The sequence below is a fragment of the Abyssisolibacter fermentans genome, assembly GCF_001559865.1.
GTDB lineage: Bacteria > Bacillota > Clostridia > Tissierellales > MCWD3 > Abyssisolibacter > Abyssisolibacter fermentans.
In genome coordinates this window covers 1-25,859 of record NZ_LOHE01000031.1, presented here as the reverse complement: position 1 = coordinate 25,859, position 25,859 = coordinate 1, and the positions used below count along the sequence as shown (strand labels likewise).

Annotated in this window: 11 protein-coding genes; all 11 read right to left on the bottom strand. The window is 30.1% G+C overall.

Going from position 1 to position 25,859, the window contains the following annotated elements; all coding sequences use genetic code 11:
- Positions 1-1,221, bottom strand: coding sequence for an FAD-binding protein (locus tag AYC61_RS02155; protein ID WP_066496222.1), 1,221 nt, complete (start codon positions 1,219-1,221; stop codon positions 1-3).
- 10 nt (positions 1,222-1,231) lie between these two features.
- Positions 1,232-2,020: an electron transfer flavoprotein subunit beta/FixA family protein gene (locus AYC61_RS02150; RefSeq protein WP_066496219.1), complete on the bottom strand. Its 789-nt coding sequence runs from the start codon at positions 2,018-2,020 to the stop codon at positions 1,232-1,234.
- 100 nt (positions 2,021-2,120) lie between these two features.
- The gene (gene larA, locus AYC61_RS02145) at positions 2,121-3,392 is read right to left on the bottom strand and encodes a nickel-dependent lactate racemase (RefSeq protein ID WP_420806800.1); all 1,272 of its coding nucleotides are present in this window, start codon (positions 3,390-3,392) and stop codon (positions 2,121-2,123) included.
- Positions 3,393-3,512: 120 nt separating this feature from the next.
- Positions 3,513-5,048 carry an L-lactate permease gene (locus AYC61_RS02140; protein WP_066496208.1) on the bottom strand — a complete coding sequence of 512 codons (1,536 nt, stop codon included), beginning with the start codon at positions 5,046-5,048 and terminating at the stop codon, positions 3,513-3,515.
- Positions 5,049-5,918: 870 nt separating this feature from the next.
- Positions 5,919-7,091 (bottom strand): GGDEF domain-containing protein, encoded by a 1,173-nt coding sequence (locus AYC61_RS02135; protein WP_066496206.1) that lies wholly within the window; start codon positions 7,089-7,091, stop codon positions 5,919-5,921.
- Between the two features lie 279 nt (positions 7,092-7,370).
- The gene (locus AYC61_RS02130) at positions 7,371-7,727 is read right to left on the bottom strand and encodes an MmcQ/YjbR family DNA-binding protein (RefSeq protein ID WP_066496204.1); all 357 of its coding nucleotides are present in this window, start codon (positions 7,725-7,727) and stop codon (positions 7,371-7,373) included.
- Positions 7,728-7,741: 14 nt separating this feature from the next.
- The gene (locus tag AYC61_RS02125; RefSeq protein ID WP_066496203.1) at positions 7,742-8,152 is read right to left on the bottom strand and encodes a hypothetical protein; all 411 of its coding nucleotides are present in this window, start codon (positions 8,150-8,152) and stop codon (positions 7,742-7,744) included.
- Between the two features lie 205 nt (positions 8,153-8,357).
- Positions 8,358-9,149: a sugar nucleotide-binding protein gene (locus AYC61_RS02120; protein WP_066496201.1), complete on the bottom strand. Its 792-nt coding sequence runs from the start codon at positions 9,147-9,149 to the stop codon at positions 8,358-8,360.
- Positions 9,150-9,390: 241 nt separating this feature from the next.
- On the bottom strand, positions 9,391-10,830 hold the full coding sequence (locus AYC61_RS02115; protein ID WP_066496199.1) for an S-layer homology domain-containing protein: 1,440 nt from the start codon (positions 10,828-10,830) through the stop codon (positions 9,391-9,393).
- A gap of 131 nt (positions 10,831-10,961) precedes the next feature.
- A complete protein-coding gene (locus AYC61_RS02110) occupies positions 10,962-18,638 on the bottom strand; it encodes an S-layer homology domain-containing protein (RefSeq protein ID WP_066496196.1) in 7,677 nt (2,558 codons plus the stop codon).
- Between the two features lie 137 nt (positions 18,639-18,775).
- On the bottom strand, positions 18,776-25,453 hold the full coding sequence (locus AYC61_RS02105; RefSeq protein ID WP_066496192.1) for an immunoglobulin-like domain-containing protein: 6,678 nt from the start codon (positions 25,451-25,453) through the stop codon (positions 18,776-18,778).
- Positions 25,454-25,859: the final 406 nt, after the last annotated feature.

Here is a 25,859-nt window from a genome sequence, read left to right as displayed (position 1 = left end):
CTAAAGTTTTGTAGCTACTACCTGTTGTAAACTATCTAATTCGCCACTGCTTAGTTTTTTAATAAGTCCTGGAATGACTTCATATATATCGCCTATAATTCCGTAATGTGCAACATTAAATATTGATGCACTTTCATCGTTATTAATTGCGATGATACAATCTGAATTGTTCATACCTGCTACAAACTGTATCGCACCAGAAACACCACAAGTTATAATAAGTTTTGGTTTAACTGTTCTTCCACTTAATCCGATTTGTTTTCTTGCATCTACCCAACCAGCCTCGATTAATGGTCTTGTAACAGCTACTTGACCATCAAGTAAATCCGCTAGTTTATAAATCATATCTAAATCTTCTTGCTTTTTAATAGCTCGTCCTGCAACAATAATCACTTCTGCATCTTCAATAGTTTCTACTTTTTCTTTTTTCTTAACTTCTAAAACTTTAATTCCTGAAGTTAACTTAGCTTTAGGTATATCACATAATGTAATTTTTCCATTTACGTCTTCACTTCTCTCAGGAGCTGAGAATATTTTGTAACGAACAGTTGCAAACTGTGGTCTGTGATTTGGTGTATAGATATGTGCCATAATATTTCCACCAAATGCAGGTCTAATTTGATCTAAATCCGTATTTTCTTGAACATCTAAAATTGTACAATCTGCTGTAAGTCCAGTTCTAAATCTTGCAGCTACTCTAGGAGCAATTGATCTTCCTACAGTAGTTCCTCCTACTAATGCTATGGTAGGTTTCTTGCTGTTAATAAAATCTTCAAACACAGCTGTATATGGCTCTATTCTAAAATGCTCTAATTCCTCATCATCATATACAAATACTTCATCTACACCATAATGCAGAAGCTGCGCAGCTTTTTCTTTAATGTTGTACCCCATAAATACACAATATACTGGATGATTAATCTTTGCTGCCATTTCTTTAGCTTTTCCAATAAGTTCAAACGTTACAGGATGTATCTCTCCATCTACGTGATCCACGTATACTACTATTCCGTTCCATTCATCTTTATTAATAGCTACTATTTTATCTTCTACATACTCAAATACCCCTTCAGGTCCTTTTTTCGTGCATATTTTACACATTTTACAAGCAGCATTGATATCTATTTTCCCATCAACCTCTTCGATTGCTCCAAAAGGACATAATTTCAACAGTTCTTCTTTGTTAACTATTTTATCTTGATGAATTACTATTTTTGACATGCTATCCCTCCTATGCGAATTTTAATTCTTTTAATTTATTTGCAAGCTTGTCTGTTAATTCGTCTTCAGTTCCTTTCCATATTTCATGATCTGTATTAGTTTCTGGTGGAAATATTTTTTTTACTTGTGTTGGAGAACCATTTAATCCATACTTCTTTTCATCTTGATCTTCGAAATCTTTTAAGCTAAATAACGGTATTTCTTTATCTTTTGTAGCTAGTTTCAATTTGAATGATGGTAATCTTGGCTGAAATACGTCTTTTTCTACTGTGATTAAGCATGGAAAATCAACCTCTGCTACCTCAACCGTATTCGGCATGTCCATTTCAACAACAATTGATTTTTCTTTTACTTCAATAATTTTTAGTACATTTGCAACATGTGGTATTCCTAAAAATTCAGCCATTTCAGGACCTACTTGTGCAGTATCTCCATCCGTTGTCATTTTTCCGCAGATTACTAAATCAGGATTCCCAGTTTTCTTTACCCCTTGAGCAATTGTATAAGCTGTAGCTAAAACATCCGCTCCTGCAAATTTTCTATCTGTAATCAGTGCGCATTCATCAACTCCCATCATATATGCTTCTTTTAATACTTCTACAGCTTGAGGAGGTCCCATACTTATAGCTGTCACTTTTGCACCTTTTTTTTCTTTTATCTTTATTGCTGTTTCAATTCCATACAAATCATAAGGATTCATTTTTGAATCAATACCATCTCTTTTTAATACACCTGTTTTTTCATCTACTTCAACTTCTGTTGTTCCTGGAACTTGTTTAATACAAACAACGATTTCCATTTTACTACCTCCTTATTAGTTTTATCTAAAAAAAATTTATATAGGTATTATGGTCATACCATTAATATAAATTAGAGCACTTATGTACTCTCGTTTATATTTATTTAACAATAACTGAAACACCATCTGGAACCACTGCTATTTTTGCATCTTTGCCTTTTAAATCAAAAGCTCTATTCAGTGCTTCTTCAAAGGTATGCGCATGCTCCATATGCATTGCTTTAATCATGTTTGGATCACATAAATCTGTTACCATTATTACTGTATATTTAGATAATATTCTTGCTAATATTTGAAATTCCCATTGGTCAGGAATGGTTTCATCTGCTGGTATCTTTAGTACTTTTTTTAATACTTCTAGAGGTCCACTTGCCTGTGCCATATTATCATAGAATGATTGACCTCCATGACCATCATTACATGCGGCAATCATAATGATTACCCCACCTTCTTTACATGTAGCTTCAGCTGCTGTCATTCCCTTTACTGCTTGATAGATATTCTGATCAAGAGGATATCCACCATTAGTACTTATGGCTATGTCTGCCTCAACCTTATCAACCTTGGCTAAGCTTGTCACAAATTTACAGCCTTCTTCATGAGCGAGTACTCTATCTCCTGCAAATGCATTGATCACCTTTTTCTCACTGTCTATTACAACATTTAATATAAAAGCTAGATTTGCTTTGTCTGCTGCATATAACATATCTTCATGTATAGGATTGTTTTGCAGTATGCCTGTTCTTGCATTATCACTTGCAATAAACTTTGAACAATGATTTGCAAGTACAGTTTTAGCCCCAGCTACTCCTGGTAACACGCTTTTTCTACCACCAGAAAATCCAGCAAAAAAATGGGGTTCTATAAATCCTTCAGCAATTAATAATTCAGTTTCCATCGCTAGCTTATTAAGCCACAATTCTCCCCCTGAAGGAAGAATACCAACCTTTGTCAGAGTATCAGTTTGCTTTGAAAAATGCATAACAAATTGTTCATTTTCAGCAACTTTTTTTCCACATTTAAAGATTAATTCTTCTTTTGTGGTTGGTCTGTGATAACCAGTTGCAATGAGAATCTTTATATCAATTTCAGGATTTACCTTTCTAATTCTCTCAAGCATAATTGGTAAAGTTACATGGCTAGGAACAGGTCTTGTATGGTCGCTTGTGATTATTACCATATTCTTTTTGCCGATAACCAGCTCTTCTAGTTTTTTACTACCAATAGGGTTATCTAATGCCCTGCTTACAATTTCTTCTTGTGTAAGATCAGTAACAAAGTTACTTGCATTTGATTCTAATACTCCAACTAAATTTTTATCTGGAATTTCAATGTTCCAATGGGTTTTTGAATACGGCACCTCCACTTTCATTATCCTCATCCTCCTTTGTTTATCCATAAATTTTCTTGAATATTATACCCATTTTTGTTGATTGCTATATTCACATATTTAAATTAAATATTCTACTATAACTAATTCGTTTTATCTTTCTTATACAAACAAACTACCAAAGTAAACTACTAAACCTAAAACTAATACATAACCTATACAAAACTTCACTGTACTGTTGAATATTTTCCCTTCAGATCCAATCATACCAGTGGCTGATGTTGCAACAGCGATACTTTGCGGAGAAATCATTTTCCCAGCAGTTGCACCAGCTGTGTTTGATGCTACTAGCCAATAATTATTTACTCCTATTGTACTTGCCACTTCTTTTTGTAATGCTCCAAATAATATATTTGAAGATGTATCACTACCTGTTACAAAAGTGCCAAGTGCTCCAATAATAGGTGATATGATTGGGAAATACTTACCTGTAATTTTTACAAGAACAACTGCAATAGATGCTATCATTCCACTATAGCCCATTATTTTTGCCATTGCTACAATTGAAAGAATTGTTATTGTTGACTTTGTCAATTGTTTTATAGTTGAAAGAAATATTTTTAACATTTTACTTATTTTTGCCCCTTGAATATATCCTCCAATTAATGTTGCCATAATAATTAAAGTCCCTGGTGTTGCAATCCACTTGAAAGTTGTAGCTGTTGCACCGTCTCCGGTATAAATAGTAAAACTACTCTTAATATGTCCTAAAGATTCATGTATTCCAGGAAATAATGGACTTGTTAATAGTACAAATAATAATATTAATATATATGGCATCCATGCTAATAAACCTTGCTTTATGGTTACTTTTTCATCTTTGTTTACGACTTTTTCTCCTGAATCTGTATTGCTTGTAGGAAAAAGTTTTGCAATACCAATTGTAACAATCATACAACATATACTCCCAACAAGTGCTGGTAATTCAGATCCTAAGTACTTTGCTACAATTATCTGTGGAATTGCAAAAGAAAGACCTGATGCTAACGTTATCCCGACAACTCCTTTTAATCCTTTTATGCTTCTTGTTGTCATTATAACCAAGGCAAACGGAATAAGGACTATAAAAGCACCTAGTTGAAGGGTGATATTATAACTAAGAGGGATTACATCTAGTGCTGTAACCTTAGCTAATGTTGTTACTGGTATTCCAACTGCTCCAAAAGCCGTTGGAACTGTATTGGCAATAAGACAGATTATTGCTGCAAATAAAGGTTCGAATCCTAATGATGCTAGTATACTTGCTGGAATAGCAACAGCAGTACCATATCCTGCAACTCCTTCTAAGAATCCTCCAAACCCCCAAGCCAATATTAGTACTTGAATTCTTTTATCTGTTGTTATATTTGATAACATTTTCTTGATAATATCTAAACTTTTTGTATATACTGCGACATTATAAGTAAAAATTGCAGCAATGATAACAATCATAATAGGCCATAATCCTATGATTGCCCCTTCCATAGCAGCAGTAATAGCTGACATAAACGGCATTTTCCATATAAATATTGCTAAAATCATAGTAAACACCATAGTGATCGTACATGTTTTATGCGCTGGTAGTTTTATTACTCCTAAGGAAATCATCAACCATAGAATCGGTGCTAGTGCAATAAAAAATAACAAATAGATATTCATTTTTTCCCTCCTCGTTTTATTGGTAGTATGGTACGACCAGTTATTAAACATATAATATCTCAATTCTTGAAAAATTTCAATAATTGATTTTTTATTGACAAAGAATTATATATGTTTTGATGCTACACCATGATAAATCTCCTTTTTATTTTTTGTAGAAACATTCCCCTAGCATTTTCTATAAGGATTCTATTATAAGGATATCCTTACTTGTTCTTTATAGGACAAATATATGTTCTCTCTCCCTTAGCAACTTCGTTTTAATATTTATTTGTAATTATCATATATCAATTAGTACATATTACTAAATGTATTTGAATTCATTGTTAAATTTTTATCTAAATAAAGAATACATGGACAGCACAGAAAATACCTGAACACCTACATCATACCCAACATTTGAAATGAAATTATTGTCATAAATATTGCAATTAAAGCCGTTATAATTCTTTTTATACCCACCACTACATAGGTTTACTAATACAACGCCAATTGCTAATATTACTACTCTGTAAAGTAGCTATTTCAATTAACTTTACTAAAAAAATTAGGCGGAAGTTGAAACTTTCATATTATATAATAAAGCATAGCCTCCTTATTAAATAAATTGTAACAAAATCTCAATTTTTACAACCTATATTTCCTTATTGCAGAAATTTATAATAATATATCTATTTTATATTTTTCTTATTATACTGCATTTTTCGTTAATATAAACTATTTTATTATAATAAATACATAAAAACTGAAACCTAACCACCTGGGTAGATTTCAGTTTTAAATTTCTCTTAAATTGTATAAAAAAGGCTAATTGTTGATTTTATTTCAATACTTCCTTCTGAATGTATTGCTTTGGTTAAAGAAAATAAATTAAATTATAAATCCAACCCTATTTCTACCTCTTTCTTTAGCTTGATATAGTCCTTTATCTGCTCTGTTTATTAAATTTTCAATTGTTTCTGAATTTTTATAAGTTGCCACACCAAAGCTACAAGTTGTCTTATTAACAATTGAAAAATCATGAGCCTCAATTGCTTTTCTTAATTTTTCTGATACACATAATACTTCATTCATATTAGTCTGAGAGCAAACAACTAAAAATTCCTCTCCTCCCCATCTACCTACCATATCATTTTTTCTTGTATTACTTTTTAATATTTCTGCTATCTCTATCAATACTTTATCCCCTACATTATGTCCATATGTATCATTGACATATTTAAACAAATCTATATCCAATAAAATTACTGAAAAAACATCAGAATATTTTTTTGCTCTATTATATTCATACTCTAAAATTTCATCTAATTTTCTTCGGTTATAGATATTTGTTAATTCATCTCTTATGGAAATATATTTTAATGTTTTATTGATTTTTTCAATTTGTAAAGCTTTCTGTTTAAGCTCTTCATTGTTTTTACTAATAATTTTTTGATGTAAAAATGTTCTGACATATTTATGATAATTAATTACTGACGCAATCCAAGCAATCATATTATTAGATAATATATCTTGTATGTAGCTATTTTGTATAATAGTCGGTTGATATATTGGCAATACTCTAATCAAAAATATACTAGTTATTCCATAAATAAAAAAACTCTTAAATGGATGAAAGTAAAAAATTACAGCAAATCCATAAAGAACAGCAATGTAAACTGTTGGTAATGTGAAAATACTATCTTTTATTAGTAAAGATCTTATTATAGCTATAAAAAACCCATAAAGACCAAATCCAATTTCATAAGTTTTATGTATCCAAGATATATTAATAGGCTTTTTTATTTGAATATAAATACTTATAATAGCAAAAATAAGCATAATGATTGCAGAAAAAAAGTGAATCTTCTGTATAAGACTACCTATTTCCCTAACATATAGACCATAATACATCTGCTCTATGGTTAAGTAAACAGAAAAAAATAATATATACAAATTATTATGCATAAATTTTTTTTGCATAAATACCTGTTTATTATATGGCATAACAGTATGAAAAAACTTTTTATATTTTGAATTCATTTTCATTCTATATATTTTCAAAGATTACAACCTCACTTATTTATCTTATATCTTGAAACACATTTACACTTAAAGCACATTTTTCCTCTTTTAATATTATTATACTGTTATACTTTATATTGTTCAATATGTTTTTAAAACCTATTTTTACGAGTTAATTGTAGCGTTAACATTTTCAAAAGACAATTCCATTGAATTTATAGAGTCAAAATAATAAAACTTGTCCACATCAATTTAATTTTAATTTGAATTTGATCAATTTATCCTTATATATTATTATTAACAATCGTATGAATTAAACTACCCAAGTATTTCTCCTTGTTTTTTCTTAGGCAATGAACGAAAAACCAAATCATAAGATGTATCAATTAATTCTTTGATGAAATCATCTTCTAAGTTACCATTCAAATATACTGTATTCCAATGATTCTTATTCATATGATATCCAGGCTTTATTTCCTTAAATGCTAAACGTAGGTCATAAATTTTATCTTTCGGATACTTTAGATTAATACTTAATCTATCCTTCTCATGAATATTAATAAGACCAAAAATCTTATTTCCGACCTTGAATACAGGAACAGAAATATTAAATGGCATATCTTCAATTGCTCCAGTTTTGCTTAAAAAATATGACCTTATCTCCTCTTTGTTCATTTAATCACTCCTATCTATTCAATACCCTTGATATAATCAAAAAGTATTTTATTATTTTCTAAACATTGAGGTCCCATAATGCTTCCCTTTAATCCATTTTGCTTTAAGATACTAAAAGTTAATGGGCCAGTATTATCTATTTCAAAATTTTTAATAGTTTTTAACATCATAAAGCTTCTTTTTTTAGCTTTGCCATGATATTTTATATATTTTTGAGTATTGCTTATAACTTCTTCACTAGATAAATCTGTTTGTAATACCGCACATTTAAACAGTATTTGTTTATAAGGACTGCCTACATAAATATAAATTTGATCACCAATTTCTACCTTACTGCTCATTGGCCAAGGTGTTTTATCCTCTTGAGTAAAAGCAGCAATTATATTATAAATTTTGGGGTTTGCTGGATATATCCAGTGTCTCATAGTTCTCTCTCCTTTTATATTTAACAATTCTTATATAAGAATTGTTAAATATCATTAATAAATACTTTTAAATACTAATCTTTATAATTGGTGTTATTAACTATATTATCATTTTATAGTGCTTGAATTTTCTTATATGATATTAGTATTAACAATTAAGGCAATTACATTTTGATTAGCTTTTATAAATTGCAATCAATTTCCCTTATACTATATGCTCTCTTAATTTGCTAATCAAGTCATCATTTGAGAACTTGAATTTTTTTAATTCTTCTCTTTTAGTCTTTATTGCTAAATAATATCTATCGAAATTATCAATTTTATTCAACTTAATATGAAGATTCTTGTTATTTAATTTCCTATAAAATTCTGCATGGTTAATAACATCATTAGATGCTAAATGAAATATACCTTTTAAGTCATTCTCAATAATATATTTTAGCTGCCGTACCAATTCAACGTCTAATATTGATGTAATGTACAAGTTTTGATATACTTCTAATGGTTTACCTGAATCAATCGAATTCTTTATTTCGTCTAATCTTAAAGATTTACGCCCAAATACCATCGGAAGTCTGATAATAATAACCTTATCATTCAATTCTTCTTCCAATAATTTTTCGCATTTAATTTTAAATTTTCCATAGTCTGATTCTGAACAGGTTTCATCATCCTCATATTTTACTGAATCAGGAGCTGAGTCAAAAACATTTGCAGTAGAAAAATAGTATAATTTTGAGTTATTATCACTACAATATTTTGCTATTTTTTTATGAGTTATTAATTGTTCCACGTAATTTCCACGTGTACATGAAATTATTATGTCTGGTTTTACATTCATAAGTACATCAGTAATATTCTCTTTTTCTAAATCAAAAGCTATATGATTCCATGTTTCAGTTTCAATCTTTTTTCGAGAAATACCATGAATTTCGTACTCGCCTTTAAATTGTTGTACAATCTCACGTCCTACTAATCCACTAACACCTAAAATCAATATTTTTTTTATTACAACCCTCTCCCTTCAAAATTTTTATCATTATTTAAGTTTTTTCATAAAAAATATACTGAATTTAATATATCTTCTTCAATTATATGTTATATATTTTTATTATAATATTATATTCAAGCTATTCATAATAATTTTTATGTCATTATGGTAATCTACATAATCTACATTGCTATATTCATGCATTTATTCAATATGTACAATGTTTTTTAAATATAAAACATAAATCTTAATGACTTGTTTGTTTCTCTAATTTTATTATAGAATTAACTTTTTTAAAAGACAAATCCATTTGATTTATAATTGTTGTATCCTCAGTTATATAAAATACTCTATCTGGTCTTATGTGTTTTTCTATTTGCCACTTATCATATTCATTTTTTATCCAGCCATTTTCTGTGACCTTCCCTTTTCCTACTTCTAGATGTATATGATTACCGGTAGATTTACCGCTATTTCCTTCTTGATAATATTTATCACCTTGTTTAATTTTTTTACCTACATACAGATCAGATATATCATTATCATGTCCCGTCATTACTGTGACATAATCATAAGTACCATCTGCATAATTCACCTTATTATCACTCTCTATCCATACAAAGTTCTGCTGATTACCTACTGAATAAATCTTCTTTATTGTACCGGCAAAAGGTGCATATAAATTTTCAATATTACCATTAATTCCAACTAAATCAATAGCATAAGTTCCTTTATGTCCTCCCTCGCCACCTATGCTTTGAGACAAGTTGAGGTACTGCATATTAAGAATTGCAATATTATTTGTTTTTATATCCTTATTTTCAATAACCAAAATGACACTATCAATAAGCTTATAAATATCTCTTTGTGTTTTCACAAAAAATTTGAACTTAAACTTTCCTTTACCTAGTCTTGAAAAATCAATTTTATCTAGATAATCCTTCAAATCAATAGTTTTAGTATTATTAAGCTCAAAGTTATCTAATAAAATCAACTGATCATTCATATCTAAAAATGCCCATTTCACACTCTCAATATTGTCATTAAATTTAGCTATACCTTCGATATTACCTTTATCTCTAGATGTGATAACTCTACTCAGCTTAAAATTATCTATATGTAATTCATCAAACATTTTTTTATTATAATCATTTATATTAAGCAAAATATTCGCTATATCTCCTCTAGTTGCATAATTTGATACTTCTACATTTTTGATATTAAAAATATTAAGTTCCTTTGCTAAAGCTAAATACCCATTTGGATACCCTCCTAATATATCAGCTTGTTTACCATATCCTATAGCACTTATGATCATTTTAACAGCTTGTTCATAAGTTATATAGCTATCTGGTGCAAATTTATTTTCTGAAATTCCACTGACTATCCCCATATCGTTTAAAATGTTAATATATTTGTATGCCCAATGTGTATCGTCTACATCAGAAAAGATAGCCCCCTTATAATCCTTTTCACCAGCATCTATAAAAATAGAAAGCATTTTACAAAACCCACCACGAGTAATATAATCATCTTTTCTAAAGGTGTTGTCTGGATAGCCAGATATTACACCTTTATTAGCTAATGGCATTATTTTATTATTGTATTCTATACTTATGTCGCTATAAGCAAACGAAGCACTACAAGTATTAATTATGACAAACATTATAATCAAAAACTTCTTCATATTACAAACAATCCTTTCTTATGCTGTAGATACTTATCACTTCATAATTATACCTATCAAAAAGAAAGTATAGGTCACCAACTATTAAATGTTAATTTCCTATACTTACATTGTACAGCTCTATCTTTATACTACTTTATTGCTCTTAAAATATCATCAAATGCCCAATGACTATTATTTAAATCATGGAATGGATTTGTTTTATCCTTTATATCATCATTTCTACATGTTAAATTATTAATCATTGTTACTGCAGCTGCTCTGGTAGCATAACCATTAGGATCAAATTTTCCATCATAACCGTTAATCAAACCTAATCTGTAGCACTGCATTATTTCTTTTTTCGCCCAGCTATCTTTTATGTCTGTAAAATATCCCGCTCTAAAAGATTGTGTTCGTTTAGGCTTGACAATGTTTATTAGGATTTTTGCTAGTTCTGCTCTTGTTATATAATTATTTGGCTTAAAGCTGCCGTCTTGATATCCATTTATATAGCCATATGCTGCTAACTTGTGTATATATTCTTTTGCCCACACATCATCATCACTAAATGTAATTGTATTTTTATTATCTGGATCATCTAGCAATTTAGATATCATAGCTGCTACTTCTGCTCTTGTTATATATTTATTTGGAGCAAAATTCCCATCAGGATAACCAGAAATATAAGCCTTTGTAGCTTTGTCTTCTACAAAGCCGCTATTATTAATATTTATATCCTCTATAAATACATAATCGCTACAATGGTCAATCTCAAATCTTATATCACCATGTTCATTGCTGATAACATATCCGTATAACTCAAGCTTGTCTGCTTCTTTATTATAATAATAAATATAAAGATTCTTCGACTTGAATTCTCTACCTAATGATGCTCTAACTTTTGCTTTTGTCGGCAACTTACCATGATGTCTAAAGTGTACAGTTGCAACTTCCCCATTTTGAACTTTAGTAAACTCATTTATTTTCTCTAAAATTTCATCTTTTTTTGGTGAATCCAGAGTAAGCGACATATCAATAGAAGACAATGGAGTAATAATTTCATCATTATCTAATGTTTGTTCTTCTTCTGGTATTACCGATAGTGTACTATCATCAAATACTATATTTCCATTAATAACTGTATCTTCTCCTTTTGATGATTTTTTCGGATTTTCCATAACAACAGTATACATATTTGTATCTATTATAATACTTTTATAAGTATTGTCCTTTAAATTTTTAAAAACAGCTGGTGCAACATATATACTATCACTTACTTTGTCTTTTTCAGTATAAATTTTTTCTTGCTCTTTTTGTTTGTCCTTATTTTTGTGTTTATCTTTATCCTTATCTTTGTTAGTATCTGTATCTTGGTCTTTATCATTATCATCATCTATATCAGTATAGATATCAGCAAACTCTGAAGTCATAGTAATATATTTATCAAACGAGTATCCTTTTACATTATCGTGATCACTCAAAACTTCATAAGAAGCTCTCACTACAACAACGCCATTATTATTTATCGATAGTACACCATTATCATCAATACTTGCAAGTGTTTTTCCTTCTAGGATTTCATATTTCAACTTACTCTTGTCAATATCTACATAATCAGCAGATGATACTGATGCTCCAGGTTGTAAAGCTTCTGGAACACCCTTTACATCAAATTTATAGCTTTTTCCCATTTTAACAATGTTTTCTGTAATTACATCTTCGTCGTAACCAATAACCTCATCAGTAGTCATTGGAACTTCTACTTCTTGCCCAGTAAAAACATTTTTCATTGTTTCCATAGTTGCTTTGTATATAGGTTTCTTAATTGTTTTTGTTACCCTAGGAATATCTGTAGATATAACAATGTCTTTAATTGGTGCTATGTTTCTTATAACTTCAATTTTATTCTTGGTAACATTATTCATACCGTCTGATGCTTCGATTGATAGCAGTGTTTTAACATTTTCTGTATCAACAGGTACCCTCCCCTCGAAAACGCCTTTATCATCGACAGGTATTGATACACCATTTACTGTTATTTTAGCCTCAACCTCCGTTTTACCACTTACTGTAACACTTGATTTATCACTAGATATTACTTCATTGTTTACAGGTGTATTAATCAAGAGTTCAGGTCCTCTAGTATCAACATGAAATTTAAAAGTTTCGTGTGAGATATCACCCTTTTCATTTTTTGCAACGACATCTAAATAATGAACACCTTCTGTTAACTTATCAAGTTGTAATTCTACTTTTTCAGATAATTTTTCCTTAGTTTGTAGCTTAACTTTATCTAATAAAATAGTAAAAGTAGCCTCCTGATCTGTTTTTATAGTTAAAAGTGGTGATTTCTTATTTACTCCTTTTACTTCATTATTTTCTATAGCTACCTTACCATCTTCGTCAATTGCAAAAGATGACTCCATTTTAGTATAGGCATTCTCATCTCCAAAATCTATACTAATCTTTGCTGGTGCAGGATCTGGTAAAAATATTTTTTCACTATATGCCGTTTCACCTACGACTTTTGTAGCTTCATCAACTTTCTTAACTGGTGTTAACCCAACTATATAAGCTTTCCCTGTCTCTAGCCCTGAAACTGTTGATTTCTCAGGCTTTTCAGGATTAAAAGTCTCATAAACTCCTCCAATAATAGCTTGTCTAGCATCCCCCTTAACTGAAGCTACACCAAAACTATCCATTATATTCATTTTTTCATCAAATACTTCAATATAATATTCATCTACATTCTGCTTATCGTTCCATGAAACATCTAAAAATCCGTTACCAATAGAACTTACTTTAATATTATCAGCATTAATATTTTTCGGTGTTTTTTCATTGACATATTTGATAACATCTGAGTATTCAAATTTCTGGCATAATCCCTCTGTACCTAAAACAACTTTGATACGATAATCTCCAGTTGGAGTGCCTTTTGGGATATCAACCGTATAAGAATTAACTCCTCCTTCTTCTATGTTATAAAGTCCTAAAAGTACACCTACTTCATCTTCAAGTTCGCCATCATCATCAGTCGCAATTTCACTATCATCAACTAAATAGAAACTAAAAACTGTGCGACCTGTTTTTTTGTTTTCATCAGCTGTATATCTGTAGTTGCTACCTTCCCAAGAAATATCTAATTTCTGATCCGATAATGAATTTTCTTTTACTCTAACTGAATCTTTTTCAAGCTGTGGCATTTTTTCTATTTCATAAACTTTACTAAGTTCTTTATCAATTTTGGCAGTTGAGTATACATAGTATTTGCCATTTTTCTCGAATGGGAATATCATTGTATGATACGTTTTATCATTTGTTATTCTTTCATTATATAATGTACTAATATCACCTTCTGGAAGTTTAATTATATTATTATCTGCATCAGTAATGTAAAAAACATCTGCATCTTTGATACTTTCTTCTGAAACAAATTCAGCAACCATGTTTGATCCATATTTACTATGACTATCTTGAACGTCAACAACATGTGCATCTAAAACATTATGCTTTGTTAATTCTTTATTTGAGCTTACATAAAACTTTGCACCTTTTAGTCCTGCTTCAAAACCTTCAATAACTTTAATATTTTTATTATTATATATCGTATCTATCTGTTTAAGCGAACTATCCTTTTCACCGACCACTTCTTTACCGTCAAAAGTAGTTCCTGTTAACTTATAAACATCCACTTCAAACTCCCCATCATGTGAAAAAGCAAGTTTTGTATTTTCAGTAGTATCCATAGTTATTTGATATATATATTCACTTCCTATATCATCACTTATAGTATCTGTGTAAGTAATATAATTAGTAAGCTCTGTATCAGAAACCACTACAAATTCTTCAGCTTTCCGAGTAGAATCAAAGCCTATAAAAGTTTGATAATTCTTATTATCATAAACATGAGTTGCAGATTCTAAATTATATGCTGAATTCTTAATTATATCTGCATTTTCTATATCATGTTCTTTTGTATTAGTACATAAAATAATATTAGGCTTATTTTCTCCTTGATATTCAAAAACAAGTTTTGTATTATTCTCAATATCTGCTTTAATATCATAAACATACTTACCCTCTAAACTTATATCATTATGATGATACTTATTTTCTGATATGTTTAAAGGAGTTTTTGAACCAATATAATCTTTATCTACTGAGTTAACTAATGTCCTCATTTCTGTTAAAGAGTTATTGTTAATTTTACCATCATGTGCTTCAACATTAGTACCAATTATAAAATCAACTTTTTCACCTTTATCATCAAGAGTAGTGCCTTGATATAAGCCGCCTGTAGGTCCACTTAGTAAATTCTCATTCTCAGCTATTGGTCCTGCCTCTCCAACATGGAATTTAATTTTACCTCTCCACCAATAAGTTGCACCTACCTCTACACTAAATAGAAGCAAGTCAATTTTCATGGCACCCCACATTTTATCATTATTTACACCAAAAAATACCTTTCCTAGCTTATGTCCACCAACTACTGGAACTTTATCTGGTATTTTTACAGTTACTTTACAAGTCCCTTCAAAGAAGATATCTGATATATATAGCTTTGCATCTCCTCTAAATACATCCCAAATATCAACAGAACCTTTTGCTGATAGATAGAAAAGCTCTGGTCCTCCTGTGTCCCATGATAGTTTTACCTCCATATCTCTAAAAATATCTAGATCCATTATAGATGCTTTATCAGCTTTTATTTTCATGTACCGTTTTGTAAAGTTACCTTCAAAACTACCTTCCAAAACCTCTACAACACTTAAATCCATTAAAGCAACTACAGTAAATATACCATCATCACCTTTAGTATTCTTATAATATGGATTTGTAATCTGTTCTAAGTTACGAATACCGCCGCCAAGCTTTGTAATATATGCAGCTCCTGCAAATAAAGGAATACCTGGTTTTCCTCCTCCTGCAAGTACACAACTACTTAGATACCATGTATCGTTTTTGCTTTCTTTAATCATACTAAATTCTACTTCACATTTAACGACTTTTATTTGAGCTTCACCTTTTATTGAAAAAGCTCCGTTATAAGTATCAACACCAACATTTAATCTCATATCGCTAACAATACCAATAGGCTCATCAGGTGCTGCATTAGCATTTACTATTAAACCTTCATAGCCTTTAGTAGAAAAGAATATATCTTTGGCGTTTACAATAACATTACCAGGCAGCATTGTTAAATCTACCGTCGCATCAAAGGTTAACATATCAAGATCTTTTTCTCTGTCTTGAACGAGTCTAACACCACCTATTTGAACTGGTAATCCATCTAAAGCTTTATTTAAAACTGCTCCAATTCCTTCAAGGTTAAATCTTACAGGCAGAATGTCTTTTTTTACATCCCATAGTGAATATTTTTGGTCATCTGCAAATTCAACAGTAAACATATCCATCCAGAAATCAAAACCATCACCTGAATTAATACCAAGTACACCTAAACCTGTAACTGTTATTTTACCTACATCATTCGATATTAAATCTTGTAACTTTTGATTTCCACTAGCAACATCACCAACACCTTTGATGAAATCCATTGTTTGTTTAGCTCTGCTAGCAGTATCTGCTGCATTCTCAACATAACTAAAATCAAAACCTGTATCTGATAGAAATTCTGGTGTTGATGTTCCATCAGGAACTGCAAGAAAATTATCATCAATAGTTGTATCTTTTATTAAAATATTCTTTAGTGTATCGCTCATTCCATCTTTTTTCCCTGAAAAATACTCAATAGTATTTCTGCTCACATTTACTGTAGGCAAGTTATACTGTATTGTTATAGGTATTGCTGATGTATAAGTAATAATATTGTTTATAATCGCTTTTTTATGCTGTGCATAAACAACATATTTTGATAGCTGTCCATTATCCCTAACAGCTCTTATATCACCTCTGATTTCCATAAGAACTTCTCTTTTATGAATAGTATCTTCATAGGTTTTACCTATATCCTTTTTATCTTTTTCATTTGCATCTTTTAATGCTTTCTTCAATGCTTTAAGCTCATTTTCATCTTTTAGTGGTATTGCATGTGTATTATAGGTTATATCATTAACGCTATCACAAGTAAAGTCTGATACAATAGCAAGCATACCATATGTTCTTGGCATTACTGCTTTATCTTTTGATATTGTAATACGACCAGGTATTTTTAATATATCATCTTTTAAAATATGCTTAGACTCATCAGCACCTTCATCGTATAGATTATTTAAGATTTTTATTCTAAAATCCATTTCACCAACATCAAACTGTTTTTCAAACATTATCTCAAGCGAATTAGTTTCAGGCACTACGTTTATATCTTTAGATGGCACTACTTCATAGCTACCATTATTTACTCTATATTGTAGTTCCCAGTTTTCTTTATTCATTAATAAAGGTATACCCGAGCATTTAACAGATACTAAATTTTTACCACTATAATATATCTCATTAGGAGAGATAGTCCCAAATGTTATTTGAGGAGGTGCACCAGTCTTTGATGGAAGAATTAATGCTTTTGAAACGCTATATATTTCATCTAGCTTAACATCTCCTACCTTTTTACCCTTTGGTATTTCATCTCCCTCTTGATACACATTTCGCCTGTCATATAAATCCACTTTATATTTTATAGCATTGTATTCTACTCCAGCTTTGGCTTTTAATTTCCATCTAAAAGTGTATTGTCCACCCTTTTTAATAAGCTTAGTACCTTTTAAAGCAGCATCATTATTTAGAGAAACAGCTTTACCTCCATCATCAAAGGTAAGATATCCCATAACATCGTATATTTCCTCTGAATTAGGAAGATTATTTTCTATCATTACAGCAACTTCAAATTCACCATTATTAACATATCCAGTTTTTGCTTCATTTACTACCATTTGAGTTGGTGCTGAAATATTAGTTGCAAAGGTAAGTTCTCTTTCTAATATTTGTCCTAGTCCAAAATATGTTTCAAAGTTTATTGTTTCGTTATTTTCAACTTTTTTAGGCTCCCAGTAATATGCAATTGCTGTATCTTTACTACCATAGTCACTTTCTATTGTGAAATTCACATCATTATTGACAGTATAATCATAGGCTGTCTGTGATAATCCCTGCCAGTGACCTATTATAAGTTTATTTGGTTTTGTATTGCCCCAACCATTTGTATAACCGTAACCAACAACATTAGGAGCAAATTCGTTATCAGTTGCCCTCCATATATCAGGTACATCCTTACCCGTAAACTCTATTTCTTTATCATAAAAATTATCTTCTACTTTTATTGCACAACCATCATTCTCACCTATCATGACATCTTGTAATATTCTAGCACCTATATTAACATTTTCTCCTGTTTCATTTTTAAGTGCATATTGAATATAAACATTACCATAATTAGTGTTACTAGGATCATTTATAATGCTTAAAGTCTGAATAACTTTAATTATTTTATCACCAGATCCTATTTGATAAGTTGTTACAATCGAATCGTCTATTTTAACTGTCTTTCCTACTAAATTAGCTTTTTTTGAAAGAGAAAACGCATAGTTCTCACCAAATATATAATCCTCACCATTTATTCTAAATGTAGTGAAAGAAGTTTCGTTTTTACCATCATAAAACAATAATGATTTTCTTGAATCATTAGGTCTGATAGGATTACCTAGTTCTGTAGTCCTTATATTAAATCTACCTTTATTGTTAACAGAGAATTCAATTATATCATTGCCATGTGTAACAGGTCTTGTAGCTTCACCGGCCGCAAATACAGCTGGTAATGAAATATTACTGAGTAAAATTAAAGACAGCAATATTGATATTATTTTTTTCATATTAACCAACATTCCTTTCGCTGTGTTAATCACAAATTTACTAGAGATGCCGAATATAAGTGACTATAAGTAAATTTACGTTAATTATTAAGGCATCTCATAACACTTTTTTTATCATTTACACTATTATTCTTGATTTATTTAGTCTTAGTAAAGTAAATCGTAAAACTAGAAGTTTGTCTGTTTAGATCCCTAATATATATCGTGTGCCATCCTGTTTGACTTGCAGAAAATTTCATTTCGCTCTTTCCTGGTTTTAAATCATCTATGGTATCGTAGACTTTATCAAGTGCTTGTCCACCTTGCTTAAATACTCCATCCTTTACTGCTCCTGAAGCCCTCAAAAACTTAGTTTCAAAGTTCTCTATAAAATTAAATACTTTAATATCCACTTCTTCATTCAGAGAAATGAATGGAACAGGATTTTCTTTGCCATCAACAATTACTGTAAAATCATTTCCTACAACTTTTACTATTCTATCTACTTCTGTTTCATTTCCTGCTGTATCACTAACTGTATATGTTATTGTTTTATCTCCCGGTGTTGTTACATTAAGCCTAGAAATATTTACTTTATCATCTACATTACCATCATGAGTATCATACGCAATGAAGTCATTTAAGTCTGGCATTTCACCATTAAGAGTAACAACATACTTATTAAGCAATTCAATAGTAGGTTTGATTCTATCAATATTTCTTACCCTTAGTAAAATTGTTTCTGCATTTCCTGCTATATCGCTTATTGATAATTGATAGTATCCATTATCATCAAACTTAACTGATATGTCTCTGCCATTAACAGTAACATTTTTATTGATGCTGCGGTTTATATCTTTATTAAGAATTTTGTAATTATTTTCATCTACTGTTACAGTTACAATTACATCTTTTTTAGTAAGTTCTGTTTCTGAATAATTAATTGTATATGAAGGAGGTTCTCTATCAATATTGTCGACATTCGCTGTTATCTCTGTTATGTTACCAGCAGTATCAGAAACTCTATAAGTAAACTTACCATTTTCCTTAAACAAATAACTATCAATATTTCCAATAGTATTAAGTACTTTAATTCCATCAAGTTCTTGCTCTGCATCTTTTAATTGAACGGTTACAAGTACATCTTCCTTAGTAAAGCTTTTAGTGGCTTCTCCATTATAGGTTAGTTTAACTTTAGGAGCTTCTCTATCAAAATTAGAAACTACTAAATTTACAGTATTTTCATTACCTATGTCATCTTTGTATCTGACACTATATCTACCATTGTTATCTACATTAAATTCATACTTGTCTACTGATTCACCATTCTCTACTTCTTTGTAAGTGCTTCCATTCTTCTTAATTTCTAAAACATCTACTCTCTTTGTAGATAAAAACTGTAGTTTTATATTTTCCTCATTAGTTGGCATAGTATAAAGAGAAAATAATCCTGCTCTTACAGGTTCTTTATCTATACAATCTACTGAAGCTTTAAGAAAACTTGTATTACCTATATTATCAGTAGCTACTACTGTTACAACCTTGTTCTGTGTAAACTCATAGCTAAATGGTTCACTGATAACTTCTACCCCATCAAACTCTACCTTTGAAATATTATCATCAGAGGTTATTGTTAAAAGTACGTTTTTGCTTGTTTTTCCATCCACCAGCTTATCGATATAATCTTCACTATTTATAGTATACTTAAGTTTAAGTGCTGGCCCTGACTTTTTAATTGTATTAGTTAAGTCAATACTGAATTTATCAATATTAATGCCGTTAGAAATTAAAAAGTCATACTTCATTCCAACAACAAAGGTCCTAGTATTTTTACCAGAATTATTAACTACATTATAACCATCTGGCATATTAAGAGTTACCGTCACATTTTTATTGACAACACCAATACTTTTTACTGTATCATAAGTATTAGAATCACCATCTACTTTATATGTTGCAGATACTTTGTCCATGTCAAGTTTAGTATTAATTGTACCTATAGCTTTCTGTGTCTCTCCTTTATTACCCACACTATCCTCGAAATAATATTTTACAGTACCATTAATTTTTGTAGTAATTGTATGAGTAATATTATTATATATAACACCTTCTACTGCATCATTGTTTTCAGCAGTAAACTCAACTAATGTACCATCTTCTTTTTCAAACTCTACTTTAGTAACAGAAGTAGAACTTTCATCCGTAATTTCAATAGTCGCTGTTCTAGTAAAACTATCTACATTTGAAATAATGATGTTCCCTGTAGGTGCTACTTTGTCAATATTAATAATAGTGTATTCTACAGTAGCTATTACCTCTGTACCATCAATTTCTAAGATATCAACTTTTATCTTTCCATTTTCATTTACTTTAAATTCTGCTGCTGCATAATTCTTGTCTTCTTTATCTTTGTCTAGTTTAGTGAATATTACTGAATCTACTACTTTGTCATTAAAACGAATATTGTTAATTACCTTATTATCAGGTGCATCAATTTTTACAGTTACTTCACCATTCGTCATTGTATTTGGTGTTAAAGTAAATGTAGGTGTATTTGCATTATTTATTTTGTTAATCTCTATAGCTTTACAACCTTCATTACCTGCCTTATCAATGTAAGTCACTGTTACAACAGCATTTTTATTAAAATTAACCACTTTTTCTTTTGGTAGTTCATTTCCTTCACTATCAGTTACACTTTTAATTATTGCATCTTCATCAAATGATAATTTCACTGTTACCGCTGAATTTATTTCAGTTAAAGCATTGTATTCCTCTTGAGTGAGTTCTTTTGATTTTCCTTCTTCAATATAGGAATAAGTAAGCACTGGCTCATTAACAATATTATCTAGCACATATTTTCCAAAAACACTTGTAAAGCTTCTTTTACCATCAACTAATTTAGTGTGTAAATAATACTCACCATTCTCATTATCATAAGTAACTGTATCTCCATTATTATATTTAATCCAGTCTTTATCTAATACTTGTTCTGACTTAGTAAACTGATAATATATCTCAGGATTTTTTATATTAACATATCCACCATCTGTTGGTCTTTCTGCTGTTAATGTAAATGAAACAGACTTATACTGCTGCCCGCAAATATTATTAGTGTTCAATCTAGCAATTGGCTTATCATCCTGTATCCATGTTACTTTTGCAACATAAGTATTTATATTACCTGCCTTATCAGTAACTGTAAATAAATGCTCACCATTTTCAGTAAAAGTATAAGTTTTTTCACTGACAACAATATCCTTTTCATTAGAACTATTATCAACAATATTACTTAAGGTTACAGTAACATCACTATCTACTGTTCCTCCTTCTTTTGATGGAGAATATACTAGCTCTGCTGTTGGAGGTACATTGTCATAAATTGCCTCTATTTTTAGAGCATTTTCTGTGATTTGATCAAGACTATCATAAAACTTAAAATAATAATCTTGTATTTCACTTGTACTATTGTCTAGCTGTATATTAACTATTTCTGATGTAGAGCTAAAAGTACCTCTTTTAACCTCTGTATTGCACTCTGCATCACTATAAACTACATAAGTATATTCAAGTTTATCATCTACTAACTTATTTAGTTTTAAAGCTATATTTTTATCATTAGAAAGTATAACCTCATTATTATCAATTTCGAATATGTTTATATCAGGTGCTTTAGAACTAATAGTATATTTATTAGAAACACTATTAGTTACATTCCCATACTTATCTGTCGCTCTTACATGTAAATACCACTCACCATCTTGATTAAACTCTGGTGTATCTACTTTAAAGTTTTTAGGATCAAGTCCCAAAATACTAAGAACAGTATAATTTTCTAGTATTTCAGTAGACTGACTCCATTTATATTCAAGTGTTTCAATACCACCATCATCACTGCATTTAATATGTCCAACTACATTTTTATACCTATTCTCTATCTCATTGTCATATTCGAATCCAACTATTGGTAAGCCATTATTATCAAGAATCATATCCTGTGTTGCATAAATCTCATTTCCACAAATATCTTTAGCATAAACATGTAAAAAAACATATCCATTTAGGTCTTCTTCATTCCAATCATCTGTTTCCAATGTTGCTTCTTTAATCAACAAGTTTTTATAATCCTCATCATTAGAAGGATCGTAATTTTCAGGCGGATTAAACGGATCGTAATCCTCTGGTAAATCTGGTAATTCAAGCTTGAGTTGCTTCCATATTTTATCACCTTCATCTCTATTAAAAGCGTCTTTATCCCTGATGACATTATCGTTACTAAAATAATACTTAAACTCTATCAATTTACTATGCTTATCATTAATCTTTACTTTAACTTTGTGATTTAATACAGGCTGATCAAATCCACCACTTTCTGATTCAAATGTTACAACAGGTTTTTCCTTATCAAAATAATAAGGTTCAGATACAATATAACTGATGTTGCCTGCTTTATCGTAGGCTCTTATTAAAAGATAAGAGGCTCCATGTTGCCGTTCCTCAAAGGATGGTATTGGTATATTACTTTTAAAATAAGAATCTAATAATGTCCCCATTTTCCAGTACTTAGAACTATCTCTAAGCAAATTATATGTATACGTATTTTCTGTATACATTTCCTTTATATCAATGTTCTTCCCATCTAAATCTAGTGGAGAAATCCAGCGATACTCATATTTTTCAAATCCTGCATGTACTTCTTCTAAAAGCTCAAAGTTAATATTCAAATCACCTACATATTGGTTTGTACCAATAGGCAATAGTTTAATATTAGGATGTGTATTATCTACATATATCGGTTGTGATGTTTGCCAAGACTTATTTCCTGACTTATCCTCCATATAAGTATGAATATAAAACATCCCTGTAATTTCTCGTCTGCCATCATAAACCACATCACTAGCCGTTCCATCTATATAATTAACATTATCATATGTTCCAGTTTTGTTTATTGGGTCATATTTGCCATCATATTGTGTGTAACCCTCGATCCCATCATATAATATATCATTAATCTCAATATTTTCTGCATTACTAGTATCTGAATATCCACTATTCGGATTATCCCCAGCCCTAGTATAAGGATAAAATTTTGCACCTAGATTGCTAGATAAAGACCCATTAGTTGGATGATTAGGACTTTTACTTATAACATAATAAAAACCACCATCTCCAAGCATACTTCCCTTTTCAACAGGCTTCATATTAACAATTTGTTCATTTTTATAAGTAGAACAGTTTTTACCATAATTAAAGTTGACCTTTGGAAGCGTTGTATCTATAAAAATATTCTTATCTAATTCTACTCCTTCCTCTATTACCTTCAAAGCTACTGCTGGAAATAATGCTGTAGCAGAATCGCCTTCTCCAGATTTTTGCATCTCAGCAATGTTACCATAATCATCTCTAATTCCCATTTTTATTGCCACTTGCTTAACTTGCTTTTCAAATTCAACTGGGTCATTTTCATAAGTTTCAGTAATCAAATGTGCCAAACAATTGGTATCCTCATCATTTTCATCAACTGTATATATGTAGGTTATCCAATCATTTTTACCATACCCGTCTGATTGTTCATCAACTAAATCAGCCTCAGCTCCATTATTAAAAGGAAAATATCCATTACTATTCACTGATATTTTCTCATTATCTAGTAAAGAATTAAGTCTAACTTTCACCTCTACGCTGTCTCCAGCTTTGAGATATTTATTCTTTTCACCTTCCAATTTTTTTACATCATATAAAACCTCTGTTATTTCTGGCGGATCACCGTCTATAGTTATTTTGCATCCTGCCACTGAAGAATAAACATGTTCCTCTGAAGAACCTATTTCGTTGTTATATTTGTCTTTTACTTCATATTCTTTCAAATTTTCTATCAGAGCATTTTTACCGCATAGATCTAAATACTTCTTATTTTCAAGACCATCTCGATCAACTTCTCTTGCGTAATCTCCATATGCTACTTTATATCTAAAAACTAATGTGTTTTTAGGTAAATAATCTTGTTCTACGTACTTAAAGCTGCTCGTACCATTTGTTTTCTCACCATCTTTAGTCATTGCCATGTTTGTTTTAATATAATTAGTAGCAATATCATTACATAATTTAACCTCTTCATCAAACTCTACAACCATATCTATATAATTATAGCTGCCGTTAAATGATAGTTTTCTATGATCACTGTATTTAATATAATTATCAGGTCGATCTTTATAATCCATGTAATTATCATAATATTTCATACCAGTAATTTTAGGAGGTACCTCATCATATATAACAAATTGGAATATAACATTTTTAACATTAATCTTGTCTTCGCCATCTCCACCCGTGTCAAAATGTATCTTCATATCATTCTGTTTATCAAATCTCCTAATGGTACTTGTTTTATTTTCTGTAAAGTAACTTTCAGGAGTACTTGTAGTATGCTTTATCGCATCACAATGATAAAATGTTTCATACTCATCCTGTATGCCTTCTCCACGACCAAACCAGTCTACATCTCCCTCTCCACTAAAATATACTTTCAAGTTAGCACTACTTACTTCCTGAGTGTCAAACTTAACCCTATAGTTTATTTCATAGCCTTCATCTATGTATTCTTTTATTTTATTGAATACATCTATAGGCAAATCTGCTTTTAATGTTTTATCTGATGTAACTTGTCTCTCATCAATAAAATACGCCTCTTCATTCCAAGTCCACTTTGACTTGTCATTTCCACCACTTATTACCCAATCATCATCTATATTTTCCTCTGCATATGTAACAGAAACAGAATAAAGTAATAGAATCACAATAGGTAGTATGACTGATTTAAATAATTTTTTGAACATAAAATCTATCTCCCTCCTTTTTATTTAGAGTACTCTGCCAAAACTTTTCATTCTCAAAAATACTATATTTTTTTTCATAATCGATTTACTCCTTTCTCTCATGTGACCAGTGTATCTATATCACTGCTGGTTCCTTATTCATTTTAATTGCCTTTATACGTATACTAATTAAAATAATAGTAACCACATAATGAATTAGAAAAACAATTAGTGATTTCTTTAACTTCAAAACCTCTTTCTTCATTTCTAATATCATAATTTATAATTATACCATTACCTACCACTTTTCAACTTAAAAAAATCTTAAAGATTTTTATGCTTAGAAATTCATAAGTTAGTGTGTTTAATATAATATTGTAGTGAAATATATTACTATAAACTCTAAAAAAACTTCCATAATAGTAGT

What these genes read in the sequence shown, in the direction of transcription:
- AYC61_RS02155 (WP_066496222.1), bottom strand. Translation starts at nt 1,221, where the DNA reads ATGTCAAAAATAGTAATTCATCAAGATAAAATAGTTAACAAAGAAGAA.
- AYC61_RS02150 (WP_066496219.1), bottom strand. Translation starts at nt 2,020, where the DNA reads ATGGAAATCGTTGTTTGTATTAAACAAGTTCCAGGAACAACAGAAGTT.
- larA (WP_420806800.1), bottom strand. Translation starts at nt 3,392, where the DNA reads ATGAAAGTGGAGGTGCCGTATTCAAAAACCCATTGGAACATTGAAATT.
- AYC61_RS02140 (WP_066496208.1), bottom strand. Translation starts at nt 5,048, where the DNA reads ATGAATATCTATTTGTTATTTTTTATTGCACTAGCACCGATTCTATGG.
- AYC61_RS02130 (WP_066496204.1), bottom strand. Translation starts at nt 7,727, where the DNA reads ATGAACAAAGAGGAGATAAGGTCATATTTTTTAAGCAAAACTGGAGCA.
- AYC61_RS02125 (WP_066496203.1), bottom strand. Translation starts at nt 8,152, where the DNA reads ATGAGACACTGGATATATCCAGCAAACCCCAAAATTTATAATATAATT.
- AYC61_RS02115 (WP_066496199.1), bottom strand. Translation starts at nt 10,830, where the DNA reads ATGAAGAAGTTTTTGATTATAATGTTTGTCATAATTAATACTTGTAGT.
- AYC61_RS02110 (WP_066496196.1), bottom strand. Translation starts at nt 18,638, where the DNA reads ATGAAAAAAATAATATCAATATTGCTGTCTTTAATTTTACTCAGTAAT.
- AYC61_RS02105 (WP_066496192.1), bottom strand. Translation starts at nt 25,453, where the DNA reads ATGTTCAAAAAATTATTTAAATCAGTCATACTACCTATTGTGATTCTA.